The organism is Herbidospora sakaeratensis (assembly GCF_001570525.1).
GTDB lineage: Bacteria > Actinomycetota > Actinomycetes > Streptosporangiales > Streptosporangiaceae > Herbidospora > Herbidospora sakaeratensis.
The window spans coordinates 1-12,339 of sequence record NZ_BBXC01000021.1 but is presented as its reverse complement, the minus strand read 5'-3'; the positions used below and the strand labels follow the sequence as shown (position 1 = coordinate 12,339).

General features: G+C 70.8%; 15 protein-coding genes. 9 read left to right on the top strand and 6 right to left on the bottom strand.

The features are described 5' to 3' along the window. Positions 1-32: 32 nt before the first annotated feature. Positions 33-212 (top strand): GPGG-motif small membrane protein, encoded by a 180-nt coding sequence (locus AW271_RS42625; protein ID WP_034385912.1) that lies wholly within the window; start codon positions 33-35, stop codon positions 210-212. 55 nt (positions 213-267) lie between these two features. On the opposite strand, the gene AW271_RS31380 is transcribed toward AW271_RS42625, so the two are convergent. Both AW271_RS31380 and AW271_RS41715 read right to left on the bottom strand, forming a co-directional pair. After that, positions 268-987 (bottom strand): metallophosphoesterase family protein, encoded by a 720-nt coding sequence (locus AW271_RS31380; RefSeq protein ID WP_218008231.1) that lies wholly within the window; start codon positions 985-987, stop codon positions 268-270. Continuing rightward, positions 984-1,229, bottom strand: a complete 246-nt coding sequence (locus AW271_RS41715; RefSeq protein ID WP_062341232.1) for a BON domain-containing protein — start codon at positions 1,227-1,229, stop codon at positions 984-986. Before AW271_RS41715 ends, AW271_RS31380 begins: the two co-directional genes overlap by 4 nt. Positions 1,230-1,504: 275 nt before the next feature. Between AW271_RS41715 and AW271_RS31370 the strand changes: the two genes are divergently transcribed. Together AW271_RS31370 and AW271_RS31365 are read left to right on the top strand one after the other, a co-directional pair. Beyond that, positions 1,505-2,701 (top strand): glycosyltransferase, encoded by a 1,197-nt coding sequence (locus tag AW271_RS31370; protein WP_062341231.1) that lies wholly within the window; start codon positions 1,505-1,507, stop codon positions 2,699-2,701. Continuing rightward, entirely contained in the window at positions 2,698-3,621 is a 924-nt protein-coding gene (locus AW271_RS31365; RefSeq protein WP_062341230.1) for a glycosyltransferase family 9 protein, read from the top strand. The genes AW271_RS31370 and AW271_RS31365 overlap by 4 nt, the downstream gene beginning before the upstream one ends. On the opposite strand, the gene AW271_RS31360 is transcribed toward AW271_RS31365, so the two are convergent. Continuing rightward, positions 3,611-4,618: a glycosyltransferase family 9 protein gene (locus tag AW271_RS31360; protein ID WP_062341229.1), complete on the bottom strand. Its 1,008-nt coding sequence runs from the start codon at positions 4,616-4,618 to the stop codon at positions 3,611-3,613. The two genes, AW271_RS31365 and AW271_RS31360, sit on opposite strands and share 11 nt — an antisense overlap. Before the next feature lie 111 nt (positions 4,619-4,729). Here AW271_RS31360 and AW271_RS31355 point away from each other — a divergent pair, with 111 nt between their 5' ends. Together AW271_RS31355 and AW271_RS31350 are read left to right on the top strand one after the other, a co-directional pair. Further along, complete coding sequence (locus AW271_RS31355) at positions 4,730-6,028, top strand: PfkB family carbohydrate kinase (protein WP_169806424.1); 1,299 nt, start codon at positions 4,730-4,732, stop codon at positions 6,026-6,028. Between the two features lie 30 nt (positions 6,029-6,058). After that, the gene (locus AW271_RS31350) at positions 6,059-6,325 is read left to right on the top strand and encodes a hypothetical protein (protein WP_062341227.1); all 267 of its coding nucleotides are present in this window, start codon (positions 6,059-6,061) and stop codon (positions 6,323-6,325) included. 54 nt (positions 6,326-6,379) lie between these two features. On the opposite strand, the gene AW271_RS31345 is transcribed toward AW271_RS31350, so the two are convergent. Further along, entirely contained in the window at positions 6,380-6,907 is a 528-nt protein-coding gene (locus tag AW271_RS31345) for a hypothetical protein (protein ID WP_157554819.1), read from the bottom strand. 156 nt (positions 6,908-7,063) lie between these two features. Here AW271_RS31345 and AW271_RS31340 point away from each other — a divergent pair, with 156 nt between their 5' ends. Further along, positions 7,064-7,570 (top strand): RICIN domain-containing protein, encoded by a 507-nt coding sequence (locus AW271_RS31340; protein WP_062341225.1) that lies wholly within the window; start codon positions 7,064-7,066, stop codon positions 7,568-7,570. A 155-nt stretch (positions 7,571-7,725) separates the two neighbouring features. Here AW271_RS31340 and AW271_RS31335 read toward each other — a convergent pair whose 3' ends face one another. After that, entirely contained in the window at positions 7,726-7,989 is a 264-nt protein-coding gene (locus AW271_RS31335; protein ID WP_062341224.1) for a DUF6458 family protein, read from the bottom strand. Between the two features lie 91 nt (positions 7,990-8,080). Here AW271_RS31335 and AW271_RS31330 point away from each other — a divergent pair, with 91 nt between their 5' ends. Further along, positions 8,081-8,587 carry a shikimate kinase gene (locus tag AW271_RS31330; protein ID WP_169806423.1) on the top strand — a complete coding sequence of 169 codons (507 nt, stop codon included), beginning with the start codon at positions 8,081-8,083 and terminating at the stop codon, positions 8,585-8,587. A gap of 74 nt (positions 8,588-8,661) precedes the next feature. Here AW271_RS31330 and AW271_RS31325 read toward each other — a convergent pair whose 3' ends face one another. Beyond that, entirely contained in the window at positions 8,662-9,087 is a 426-nt protein-coding gene (locus tag AW271_RS31325) for an ATP-binding protein (protein WP_062341222.1), read from the bottom strand. Between the two features lie 304 nt (positions 9,088-9,391). On the opposite strand from AW271_RS31325, the gene AW271_RS41180 reads away from it, so the two are divergent. Further along, positions 9,392-10,951, top strand: coding sequence for a trypsin-like serine peptidase (locus AW271_RS41180; RefSeq protein WP_063818180.1), 1,560 nt, complete (start codon positions 9,392-9,394; stop codon positions 10,949-10,951). A 189-nt stretch (positions 10,952-11,140) separates the two neighbouring features. After that, entirely contained in the window at positions 11,141-12,271 is a 1,131-nt protein-coding gene (locus AW271_RS31315; RefSeq protein WP_062341221.1) for a PP2C family protein-serine/threonine phosphatase, read from the top strand. The last annotated feature ends 68 nt before the right edge of the window (positions 12,272-12,339 follow it).

The window sequence follows — 12,339 nt, the reverse complement described above, 5'->3', positions numbered from 1 at the left end:
GAAATCTCCCCTGCCCACGTTCCCTGGCGTTAATGACCGCTTCGGGAGGGCAGTCGAGCTTCATGGCTACTTTGCTCTGGATCATCGCGGTTGTACTCGTCATCGCCGGGATCTACGTGATCCTCGCTCGTAGGGACATCCTTTGGGGGATCGTCCTCATCGTCCTCGGGTTCCTCGTGGGGCCCGGCGGCGTCAGTATCTTCAACGTATAGCGATCATGAAAACACGACAATGGCGGCCGGAAAGCCCGGCCGCCATTACGTGTTGCTAGCACTCCTCCGAGCCGAGGCAGTAGGTGGCGTAGGCCCGGCGCAGCACCGGCAGCGCCACGTTCCTGACCCGGATCCCGCCCGGGGTCATGCCCTTCTCGGTGCCCGCGTGGGCGTGGCCGTGGACGATCAGGTCGGCGCCCTCGGCGTCGACCGCCTCGGCGAGCAGATAGCTGCCGAGGAACGGGTAGATCTCCGGCGGCTCCCCGGCCAGCGTCTCCTTGACCGGCGAATAGTGGCTGAGCACCACCCGGTATTCGGTGTCGAGGCTCTTCAGCGCGACCCGCCACCGGTCGGCGATCTCCCGCGTGTGCCGGACGAACGCCTTGGTCTCGGGCTCCCCGAACTCACTGGCCGACTTGCCGGCGAAGCCGCCGCCGAAGCCCTTGCCCCCGGCGAGGCCGAGCCGCCCGTCGAGGAGCGTCTCGGCGGTGTCGTCGAGCACGATCCCGCCGGCCTCCCGCAGGACCGCGATGATCTCCGCTTCCACGTCGGAGTGGTAGTCGTGGTTGCCCAGCACGAAGACGACGGGGATCGGCAGGCCGCGGAACTCCTCCGCGACGATCTTGCCTTCGTCGAGGGTGCCGTGGCGGGTCAGGTCGCCACCGACCAGCAGGACGTCGGCGCGCTCCTCGATGCCCTCGAGCCGGGGACGGTAGCTGCCCCGCTGGGCCTCTCCCAGGTGGATGTCGGCGACGGCCGCGACACGGATGCTCACAGCTGCTCCTCCTCGCCGGGGTCGCGGACCTCCACACACGTCACCTCGTTGTGGACGGTCAGACCGGGGGCGGCCTCCCGGGCCACCTCGGTCAGCAGGTGACGCTGGTCGTCGCCGGTCACCTGGCCGCGCAGGAAGACCTGGTCCCCGCGCACGTCGACCCGGATGCCGAGTTCGTTGGTCCGGCCGTCCTCCGCGATGGCTTGCTGCACGCGGGCGGCCACATAGTGCGGTGTGTCCATAGGGAAAACGCCTGCCCGCCCCTTTTCCGGCGAAACAGGATGTTTGCTGGACGGCTTTATAGGTTAAAGTGGAGGCAATATTGTGCCTAGGAAGCAGGCACCTCCCTCGCTGACGCATGCCGTCCCGGAGGTCCCTTGCTCACCGCACATTCCCCCCTTTTCGCCGCGTCTAACCGGCGTGCTCTCCTCCCGGCTCCCGTGACCCCGGACTCGGGCTTCCCGTTCGCTCGCGATCCCGCCCGCGAGCGGGACCAGCCGTTCCCGGAGGTAACCCCATGAAGATCGCCATGATCTCGGAGCACGCCAGTCCGCTCGCCTGCGTCGGCACCACCGACGCCGGCGGCCAGAACGTCCACGTCGACGCGCTGGCCAGGGCGGTCGCGGCACTCGGGCACGAGGTCGTCGTCTACACGCGCCGCGACGACGAGCAGGTGCCCGAGAGGGTGCGGATCGCGCCGCGCGTCACCGTCGTGCACGTGCCCGCCGGGCCGGCGCGCAAGATCCCGAAGGACGACATCCTCCCGTGGGTGCCGCACTTCGCGAAGTGGTTGCGGGAACAGTGGTTGTTCGACCGGCCGGACGTGGTGCACAGCCACTTCTGGATGAGCGGCCTGGCCGCCCTCGGCGCGGCCCGCGACCTGGGCGTCCCGGTCGTGCACACCTACCACGCGCTCGGCTCGGTCAAGCGCCGCCACCAGGGCTCGGAGGACACCAGCCCGGCCGATCGGATCGAGGCCGAGACCCGGATCGGCCGCGAGGCCGACGCCATCGTCGCGACCTGCACCGACGAGGTCGACGAGCTGCGCCGGATGGGCGTCAGCCGCCGGCAGGCCCGGGTGGTGCCCTGCGGGGTCGACCTGGCCCGCTTCAACCCGCACGTCGCGGCGCCGCCCACGGCCCGGCCCCGGCTGGTGTCGATCGGCCGACTCGTCCCGCGCAAGGGCGTGGCGACGATCATCGAGGCGCTGCGCGGCGTCAAGGGCGTCGAGCTGGTGGTGGCCGGCGGGCCCCCCGCGCACGCGCTGCACCACGACCCCGAGGTGACCCGGCTGCGCTGGCTGGCCCAGCGGAACGGGGTGGCCGACCGGGTGACCTTCACCGGCCAGGTGGCCCGCGAGGACGTGCCCGGGCTGATGCGCTCGGCCGCCGCCGTCGTCGCGGTGCCCTGGTACGAGCCCTTCGGCATGGTCGCGCTGGAGGCGATGGCCTGCGGGGTGCCGGTGGTCGCCTCGTGCGTGGGCGGCCAGAAGGAGACCGTGGTCAACGGGATCACCGGCGTGCTGGTGCCGCCGCAGCGGCCGAACGCGCTGGCCAGGGCGGTGCAGCGGCTGCTGGCCGACCCTGTGCGGATGACCGCGGTCGGCATCGCCGGGGCCGACCGGGCCAGGGCGCGTTACGGCTGGAACAGGATCGCGATGGAGACGGTCGCCGCCTATCGAGAGGTCGGCGTCCGGTTGGAGGCGACCGCATGACGACCGCACTCGTGTTGCGCGCGCAGGGCATCGGCCATCTTCTGACGGCCGTGCCCGCCCTGCGCGCCCTGCGCCGCAGTGGCATCAGGATCGCCCTGGCCTGCCCGCCGGAGCTGAGCGAGCTGGCCGCCCTCACGGGGGTGGTCGACCGGCTCATCCCGGCGTACGGCCTGGAGCCGATCATGTGGCCGGGGCTCACCGACCGCAACTCCGACCTGCCGTTCTTCCCCGAGATCGCGGTGAACCTGCACGGCCGGGGGCCGCGCTCCACGGAGCTGCTGGCCGACCTGCGGCCCCGGAGGTTGTGGGCGTACGCGGAGGAGGCCTATCCCCCCGGGCCGAAGTGGGACGACGACGAGCACGAGACGCGGCGGTGGTGCCGTCTGGTCGAGTGGTACGGGCTGAAGGCCGACCCCCGCGACCTGCTGCTGCCCCCGCCGATGACGCCGAGCCCGGCGGCCGGCGCAGTGGTCATCCACCCGGGCGGCACCGGCCTGTCGCGGCGCTGGCCGCCGGAACGGTTCGCCGAGGTGGCACGGGCGATGGCGGGAGAGGACCTGCCGGTCGTGGTGACCGGTTCGCGCAAGGAGCGCCCGCTGGCGCTGCTGGTGGCCACGCAGGCGGTGCTGCCGCCGCAGATCGTGCTGGCCGGACGCACGTCGCTCCGGGAGTTGTGCGCGGTCGTGGCCGGAGCCCGGCTGGTGATCAGCTCGGACACGGGGGTGTCCCAGCTGGCGACGGCGTACGGCACCCCGTCGGTGACGATCTTCGGCCCGGAGCGCCCGGAACGGTGGGGCCCGCCGAGGGAGCGGCCCCGACACCAGGCCCTCCGCCGTGACGCCGACCCGGCGAGCGTGACCACCGCCGACGTGCTGAAGGCCGCGGCGGCCGTGCTGAACGACGGCCTGGTCAGGCGCTGAGCAGTTCGTCGGCCTGGGTGGCCACGGCCTCGGCGCCCACGTCGGTCAGCCACGACACCGGGTGGTCGCAGCCGCCCGGTTCGCGCAGGCCCGCGCCTCCGCAGGTCGGGCAGTGCGTCGTCCACGAGATGAGGGGACGGTGGTGGCTGCGGGTCAGCGGCCCGGCGTTGATCAGGTCGCCGCACCAGTAGACCCCGACGGTCGGGGTGCCGGTCGCGGCGGCCAGCCTCCGGGGGCCGCTGTCGTTGGCGATCACCACGTCGCAGGCGGTGTAGAGGGCGGCCAGGCCGCCCGCCGAGAGCGCCCCGACGACGGGGATCGCCCTCGGGATCAGCGCGGCCACCTTCTCCACCAGGTCGCGTTCGTGCTCTCCGCCGGTCACCGCGACCGGTCGCCCCAGACGGGCGGCGGCCTCGGCGAAACAGGCGGCCGGCCAGCGGCGGCGGGCGTCGCGGCCCCCCGGGTGCACCGCGATCAGTCCGCGCGGCAGTTCGCCCAGGACCGAGCGCAACTCGGCGTAGTCGTCGCGGGTCACCTGCATGCGGGGTTCGACGTTCTCGGAGCTCGCGCCGACCAGCCCCGCCACTTCGAGGAAACGCAACGTCTCGTGCTGGTAGGGGACGTAGGGCACCCAGCGGTCGAGCGGCTGGGCGTCGTCGCCGCGCAGGCCGGCGGTCACGCGGGCGCCCAGGCGGTTGACGAAGGCGTTGGCGTAGTGGCCGTCGCCGTGCATCTGGAGCGCCAGGTCGAAGCGGCCCACGAGGTGGGGCGGCGCGTCCGGCGACTGTTCGATGGGCGGCACGGGCACGACGTCGTCGACCGGGCCGGGACGGCCGCGCAGGAACGGCACCTGCCACTCCCGGCCGAGCAGAGTGATTCTGGCGGCCGGATAGGCACGGCGCAGCGCTTCCACGGCGGGCAGGATCAGCAGCAGGTCACCCAGGGCCGTGGCCCGCAGCACGGCGATCCGCTCGACGCTCTCGACGATGAGGTTCATCGCAGGACCTTCGATCGGTTCGGTTTCGGTACCCCGGCCCGGTTACCCGAGGGGTCCATGAGCAAACACGCTGCGGTTTTCCCGGCACGCCCCCGGGCAGCAGGGATGCCCATGACGGAAGAGACAGTGCGCCGCTTCCCCGGCCTCACGGCCGTGGTCGTCGGGGACGTGATGCTCGACTCGTGGCTCCAGGGCCAGGCCAGCAGGATGGCGCAGGAGGCGCCGGTCCCGGTGGTCAGCGTCGAGCAGATCGAGGACGCCCCCGGCGGCGCCGCCAACACCGCCGCCAATCTCGCCGCGCTGGGTGCCCGGGTGCACCTGCTCGGCGTCGCCGGCGCCGACCCCGCGGGGACGGCGCTTATCGGAGCCCTCCTCCGCCACGAGGTGGACGGGCCCATCGTCACCCGCAGCCGCCGGACCGCCGTGAAACGGCGGGTCATGTCGGGCGGGCAGATCGTGGCACGGTACGACGAGGAGGACCGGTCCCCCATCCCCGCGCCCGTCGAACGCGAGCTGGTGGACCAGATCCGCGAGCTGGCCGACGTGGCCCACGTGGTCATCGTCTGCGACTCCGGTGCGGGCGTCTGCACCGAGGAGGTCCGCCAGGCCCTCTCGGGCCTGCCGATGCTGGTCGTGGACGCCTACGACCCCGAACTCTGGCGAGCCGCCGAACCGGCCGCCGTGCTGGCCAGATACGACGCCTGCGACCTGCTGCCGGACGACGTCGCCCCGATAGTCGTCACCGACGAGGGCGACGGCGCGGTCGTGCACCGGGAGGGCCGCCCGGCCTACCGGACCCGGCCCAACTCCGGCGACCTCGTGGGCGCCGGCGCCGGCGACACCTTCACCGCGGTCTTCGCGCTGGCCCTGGCCGCCGGGGCCGACCCGGCGACCGCCGCCGACCTGGCCCAGGCGGGCGCCGACGTGGTCTCCCGCCGCCCCGGCACGGCGGTCTGCGACGCGACCGACCTGCTGGCCGAGCTGGGCCCGCGCCCGGCGATGCCGGCCAAGGTGCTGGCCGAACGGGTCGCCGCCGAACGGGATCAGGGCCGCCGCATCGTCTTCACCGACGGCTGCTTCGACGTCCTGCAGCCCGCCCACGTGACCTGCCTGGAGCAGGCCCGCCGGTTCGGCGACGTGCTGGTCGTGGGGGTGCGCGACGACCGGAGCGCGGCCCGCAGGAAGGCCCCGGACCGGGTGGTCAACACCGCCGAGGACCGGGCGGCCGTGCTGGCCGGGCTGGGCTCGGTCGACTACATCACGCTGATCGAGGACGACACCCCGGCGTCCCTGCTGAAGCTCATCCGCCCCGACGTCTACGTCAAGGGCGGCGGCCATCCCGACCTGCTGCCGGAGGCCCGCCTGGTGCGGGAGCTCGGCGGCGAGGTCCGGGTCGTCGAACGGCGATAGCGCACAAAATCGGAGGGTAGGGGATAAATCATGACAGAGCCGAGAAAGACGGAAGAGCAGGTCGACCCCCGGGGCAAGCCCATGGTGCCGGCGACGCCGCGCGACGTCGTCCACGTCAGGCTCGGGTCGTTCGGACTGGTGATCGCGATCGCCGTGGCGGTGATCGCCGGCCTCAGCGGCGTGTGGTGGCTGATGATCATCGGCATCGTGGCCGCCGCGGCGATCGGCGTCGACATGTACGTCGCGACCCGCCGCCAGAAGTCGCTGGGAGGCGGGCCCCGCTCCGAGGCGGGCTAGCCGGACCGGGCCGGGACGTGGTGTCCCGGCCCTCGTTTCATCAGTCGCCTTTCATCAGTCGCCGACCGAGAACCGGTCGACGGTGATCGAGCTGCGGGTGAAGCCGCCGGTCAGGCAGGCCGCGGCCGCCGCGATGACGTTGCCGGCAGCCTGCCCGTCGGCGCGCACCACCCCGCCCTTGAAGACCCCCGCCGCGACGTCGCCCTCGACGTGCAGCGTCTTGCCCTCGCGGTTGAACGCCGACTCCGTGACCGTGGACCGGGTGCCGTCGTTCCAGGCGATCGTGACCTTGGCCGAGGCGGGGTCGATCGGCCCCGGGCACTTGCCCGTGACGGTGGCCCTGACCCGGACGACGCCCCTGGTGATCCCCGGACGCCGCGACGACTGGCAGGAGCTCAGGTCGCCGGTGCCGCGCACCCGGATGGTCTTCTCCGTGAACGTCAACCCGGGGGTGTACCGCAGGTGCAGGCTGCCGGACAGGCAGCTGACCCCGCCGATGTCATCGTCGGCGACGGCCGGCTGGACCGGCGTGATGGCGAGGCCGGCGGCCAGGACGACGGCGGACCACAGGAGTGAACGCATGGGTCCCATGGTCATCCCGTCGGCCTCGCCGGCCGTCGGCCACACGCGGGCTTTGACGAGGCGGAGCCGCAACGTTTGACCGAGGGTGCTTGATCCACGACGGAGAGTGAGGAATGGTGATCACGCTTTGACCGACCCTCTCCGAAGGAAACCCTCATGACGTTCATTCAGCGCACGCTGTCGGCCGCCGTCCTCGCCACCACCATCGGCGCGGGCCTGGCCCTGCCCGTCTCGGCCTCCGCCCAGGCCGCGAGCCCGGTCTGCGTCGACGCCACCAACAGCAGGGCCAACAACACCGAGGTCCGCCTGTGGGCCTGCCTCGACCACCCCAACCAGGTGTTCGTGATCGACGCCGGCCAGATCAAGGTCAAGGACACCATCGGCACCGCCCGCGAGGTGTGCCTCGACACGACCAACAGCCGGGCGAACAACACCAAGGTGCGCCTGTGGACCTGCCTCGACCACGTGAACCAGAAGTTCGTGATCGACGCGGGCCAGATCAAGGTCAAGGACACCATCGGCACCAAGCGGGAAGTGTGCCTCGACACCACCAACAGCCGCGCCAACAACACCAAGGTCCGCCTGTGGACCTGCCTCGACCACGTCAACCAGAAGTTCGTGATCGACGCCGGCCAGATCAAGGTCAAGGACACCCTGGCCTGATCCCGGCAGACAGTGACAGTGACCGAGGGCCGGACCACAGGGCGTGGTCACGGCCCTCGGGCCCGTCCGGCCCCGGGCGGACGAAGGAGCCGGGCCGGAGGCTCGACGTGCGTGGGGTTCGGCCTCGGTGCCCGGCTCCTGGTGCCGTGGGTGGTTCAGATGGGGTCGTTGTAGTGGCGCTCCTCGTAGACGCGACGCTGGGTGGTGTGCACCTCGTCCACGGGGGCCACCGGGGTGACGGTGGTGGAGGCGCGGCGGACGGCGCTCAGCCGGTAGAGGCCGAACAGCAGCCCCGCCAGGCCGCCGACCATGAGGATGACCCCGATGACCTGGATGTCGAGCCCCGCGAGGGTGAATTCGACCGCCCAGGTGAGAATGGCGCCCAACATGATCAGGATGATGCTTCCGGCGATGGTCATGGCGTTCCCTCCTTCGACGGGTGCACTATCCCGTGAGCGAATCTCAAACGCGGGGGGACCAAAACCGCACCACACGGGCAGAATGCCCGTCATGAACGAGACCCCCGTCGTGATCATGGGATTGATGGGCGCCGGCAAGAGCACGGTCGCGCGCCTGGTCGCCGAGGCGCTCGGGCGCGAGATGCGCGACAGCGACGGCGACCTGGAGGCCCGCTACGGCCAGACGGCCGCCCGCATGAACGAGACCCTCGGCGCCGACGTGCTGCACGACCGCGAGACCGAGGTCCTGCTCGACGCCGTCGCCGCACGGCCCGCCGTGGTGGTGGCCGCGGCCGCCAGCACCGTCGAGGATCCGGCCGCCCGTGACGCGCTGACCTCGTCGTTCGTGGTCTTCCTGGACGGACCGGTGGAGGTGCTGGCCGAACGTATGTTGTCGGGCAGCCACCGGCCGCACTTCGAGCCCGACCTGGTGCACATGCTGACGACGCAGCGGGACAAACGGCGGCCGAAGTTCCTGGAGGTCGCCGACCACGTGGCCGACGCGACGAAGACGCCCCACGAGATCACGACGGCGGTCCTGGCGGCGTTCCGGCGGTAGGGCGGCGGTGCTCGGCGCCGGATGCGGCGCTTGGCCCTCGGCGGCGGTCGGGGCCGGGGTGGGCGGAGCCGTAACTAGGAATCTCCCAGCACGAACCAGACGATCTTGCCGCCGCGCACGCCCGGCGCGTGGCCCCACGACGCGGCCAGGGTGCCCACGATCAGCAGGCCCCGGCCGTCGGTGGCGTCGTCGCGCGGTTCGCGCGGGCGGGGCAGGGCGGCGCCGGTGTCGAAGACCTCGCCGTAGACCCATTCGCGGGTGCCGCGCAGCCGGAGCGCGAAGGCCGTGCCCGCGTGGCGGACGGCGTTGGTGACGAGCTCGCTGACGATCAGCTGGCAGTCGTCGACGAAGGAGGCGCAACCCCGGGCGGTCAGTTCACGCCGGACCAGGCGTCGCGCCTCGGCGACACTGGCGCCGACGGCGGGGAGCAGGCATTCGGCCGACCAGGTCTCGAAGTCGTCGAGCCCGTCGAGCGCCGTGACGGCGAAAGGGACACTCATGCCCGCGTCCTCCTTCACCGTCCGATTTGGGAGCGCTCCCACATTCTACCACGGTACGACACCACACCTCCCCTGTGAACCAGGGGCGTCGAACTTGTTACATGCCGCGACGATCTACCAGTGGACAGGCGAATTGGACGGTGTCCAATCAGATCCGGTTCCCTGAAAATAATGTGATCTGGGTCACAGTTATAACGACCAGGGGGTTCTATCCGAATCGTCACATGTAACGTCCTTGCCAATCCATTTACTGACGGATGGGGCGCGAGTGACGTCCCACGGCAGAGCAAGGGAGACCCCCGCAGTGCAGCGCACCCTCCTCATCGGCAGCACCTTCGCCGGATCCATCGGACTGCTGGCCGCAGCGCTGGTCGCGAGCCCCGCCGCAGCCGCCCCCCAGTACATCGAGAAGGAGGTGCTGGCCGGTTCCAGCGAGGCGCAGGCCATCGCCTACTTCTGGGACAAGGCGCAGCTCCAGGACGCGACCCCCTACAACGTCGAGACGACGGTCGCGGCCAAGCACATCTCCACGGGCGGCCCCACCGCCGACACCAAGGCGGGCACCGTGCCCGCGATCGGCGACGAGAAGAAGTCGACCTCCACCTCGAAGAACGTGAACCTGCCGCGCACGAGCGGCAAGGTCTTCTTCATGGGCGCCGACGGCAAGCCCCACTGGTGCTCGGGCACCTCGCTCCAGTCGAAGTACCGCAACCTGGTGGCCACGGCCGGCCAGTGCGTCTACGACACCGAGAGCAACAAGCCGGTCCTGAACAACTGGGTCTTCGTGCCCGGCTACTACCAGGGCAAGACCCCCTGGGGCATCTACGTCGGCAAGACCGCCTACACCCACTACGACTACGACGTCTACGAGGACGGCGACCGCAACTACGCGTTCGTCACCGTCTACAACGGTGTCAAGCTCACGGGTGACAAGGAGGTGGACAAAAAGGCCTATGACAAGTGGAAAGGCCAGAAGAAGATCCTCTCCGAGGTCGTCACCAAGGAGGAGTTCGAGGCCAAGTACACCGAGGGCGGCCCCTACTGGAAGAAGACCCTCGCGCCCGTGACCGCCCCGGTCGACCCGCCGAAGGCGTCGTTCACCCAGGCCGAGGCCGAGAAGTACTACACCGACGGCGTCGACGGCGTGAAGCTGACCACCGAGTCGGTCAGCCAGGCCGCCTACAACGCCGCCCCCACCGGCACCAACGCCATGAAGAACGGCGAGAAGTGCCCGACCTGGTGCGGCCCGGATTCCGGCAAGGAATACCCGATCGACGAGGCCGCCTACAACAAGCTGAAGGCCGACCCCGCCTTCAAGGGTGTGCTGCGCAAGACCGAGCAGAACCAGTTCTTCAAGAAGGAATGGTTCGTGAAGAAGTGGGTCAAGACCTCGGTGGCCGAGGCCTACTTCAAGGACCACTACATCGTCCGCGGCGTCGAGGACGTCGGCCGTCTCGGCGACAACGTCGGCGGCCAGGGCCTGGCCTACAACCAGAAGCTCGGCAAGGCCCACTACGTCTTCGGCTACCCGAGCGGCGCCCACCCCGACGGCAACCGCGTCTTCTCCGGCAACACCCTCAAGTGGTCGTACGGCAAGACCTTCGCCGCCTCCGCTTCGGCGATCAAGGCCCAGGAGCTCGTCGGCATCAAGTCGTCGTTCACCGGCCAGGGCGCCATCGGCTCCTCCTGGCTGGCGGGCTACAAGAACACCCGCCGCCTCGGCTACCTGAACGGCGTGACCATCGCGGTCTCCGACCGTGACGGCAACAAGCGCATCGACACCTCGGTGTCGGCCTACTTCGACGGCGAGACCTACGGCGTCTACAAGCAGGCCGCCAACGTCTGGTCCGGCTCGATTCTCTAAGCGAGATGCGGACGGCCGAAGGCCGGCCGTGGCTCGCGCTGTGAACCTGCCCAAAGAACACGCGTTTTAGGGAGCGCCCGTATCCGGGGGGATGCGGGCGCCTCTCGTTTTTGTGACTTCGCATCTCAGGCGGGATCGTGAAGTATGGTCGCAAGCGCATACCAGACGGGATTAGAGGGGATTCGCCGGATGCCGTTGCGCCTCACCGGAGCGTTCCGTCCGGGCAAGGGGCGGCGCCGGGCGGCCGGGGCCCGCACGGCGCTCGCTCTGGCGGTGCTGCCGTTCCTGATGATGCTGCTCGTGTCGGTGCTCGACCTGAGCACGGGCCCGGAGATCGGCTTCCTGCCCCTGCTCGCGGTGGGGCCGGCCTTCGCCTCGCTGACCGGCGGGATCCGGCGGACCATGCTCGTCGGGGTGACCGCGCTGGTGCTGGCGATGGGGCTGGCGGCGTACAACCATCTGGAGTTGCGCAGGGCGTACATCACCATGGGCTCGATCGCCGGCGTGACGGCGGCGAGCGCCCTGGCGACGGTCGGCCGCCGGCGCAGGGAACGGGAACTGGCCCAGGTCAGGTCGGTGGCCGAGGTCGCGCAGCGGGTGCTGCTGCGGCCGGTGCCCCGGCGCGCCGGGCACATGCGCGTGGCCGTCTCCTACACCTCGGCCATGGCCGAGGCGCACATCGGGGGTGACCTGTACGAGGTCGTCACCGCCCCCACCGGCGTCAGGGTCATCGTGGGCGACGTGCAGGGCAAGGGCCTGGAGGCGGTCGAGACGGCCGCGCTGGTCCTGGGGGCCTTCCGCGAGGCGGCCCACGACGAGAAGGACCTGGAAGGGGTGAGCGCCCGGCTGGAGAAGGCGCTCAACCGGCGCCTGTCGGGCGAGGAGTTCGTCACCGCCGTGCTGGCGGAGTTCTCCATCGAGGAGACGACCATGACGCTCCTCAACTACGGCCACCCGGCGCCGCTGGTGGTCAGGGCGGGCGGGGAGATCGAGTTCGCCGACCCCGACGACCATGTGCCCCCGCTGGGGCTGGCGGTCCTGGGGCCCGAGGGGCCGGCGCCTTACTCGATCACCTTCGAACCGGGCGACCAGATCCTCTTCTACACCGACGGTGTCATCGAGGCCCGCGACGCCCTGGGCCGCTTCTATCCGCTGGCCGACCGGGTTCCGCTGCTCAAGGACGACGACCCGGAGGCGGCGCTGGAGTCCCTGCGCCGCGACCTGATCGCGCACATCGACGGCCCTCCGACCGACGACGCGGCCATGTTGCTGATGCGCTGCCGGGAACCCGGCGTCGATCCGGGCCTCGACCTGGTGTAGGGCCGTGGTCCCGCCGAGGAGGACCCCCAACCTCGGCGGGACCACGACGTTCGGGGCTAGCTGATGGG

What these genes read in the sequence shown, in the direction of transcription:
- AW271_RS42625 (WP_034385912.1), top strand. Translation starts at nt 33, where the DNA reads ATGACCGCTTCGGGAGGGCAGTCGAGCTTCATGGCTACTTTGCTCTGG.
- AW271_RS41715 (WP_062341232.1), bottom strand. Translation starts at nt 1,229, where the DNA reads ATGGACACACCGCACTATGTGGCCGCCCGCGTGCAGCAAGCCATCGCG.
- AW271_RS31370 (WP_062341231.1), top strand. Translation starts at nt 1,505, where the DNA reads ATGAAGATCGCCATGATCTCGGAGCACGCCAGTCCGCTCGCCTGCGTC.
- AW271_RS31365 (WP_062341230.1), top strand. Translation starts at nt 2,698, where the DNA reads ATGACGACCGCACTCGTGTTGCGCGCGCAGGGCATCGGCCATCTTCTG.
- AW271_RS31360 (WP_062341229.1), bottom strand. Translation starts at nt 4,618, where the DNA reads ATGAACCTCATCGTCGAGAGCGTCGAGCGGATCGCCGTGCTGCGGGCC.
- AW271_RS31355 (WP_169806424.1), top strand. Translation starts at nt 4,730, where the DNA reads ATGACGGAAGAGACAGTGCGCCGCTTCCCCGGCCTCACGGCCGTGGTC.
- AW271_RS31350 (WP_062341227.1), top strand. Translation starts at nt 6,059, where the DNA reads ATGACAGAGCCGAGAAAGACGGAAGAGCAGGTCGACCCCCGGGGCAAG.
- AW271_RS31345 (WP_157554819.1), bottom strand. Translation starts at nt 6,907, where the DNA reads ATGCGTTCACTCCTGTGGTCCGCCGTCGTCCTGGCCGCCGGCCTCGCC.
- AW271_RS31340 (WP_062341225.1), top strand. Translation starts at nt 7,064, where the DNA reads ATGACGTTCATTCAGCGCACGCTGTCGGCCGCCGTCCTCGCCACCACC.
- AW271_RS31335 (WP_062341224.1), bottom strand. Translation starts at nt 7,989, where the DNA reads ATGACCATCGCCGGAAGCATCATCCTGATCATGTTGGGCGCCATTCTC.
- AW271_RS31330 (WP_169806423.1), top strand. Translation starts at nt 8,081, where the DNA reads ATGAACGAGACCCCCGTCGTGATCATGGGATTGATGGGCGCCGGCAAG.
- AW271_RS31325 (WP_062341222.1), bottom strand. Translation starts at nt 9,087, where the DNA reads ATGAGTGTCCCTTTCGCCGTCACGGCGCTCGACGGGCTCGACGACTTC.
- AW271_RS31315 (WP_062341221.1), top strand. Translation starts at nt 11,141, where the DNA reads ATGCCGTTGCGCCTCACCGGAGCGTTCCGTCCGGGCAAGGGGCGGCGC.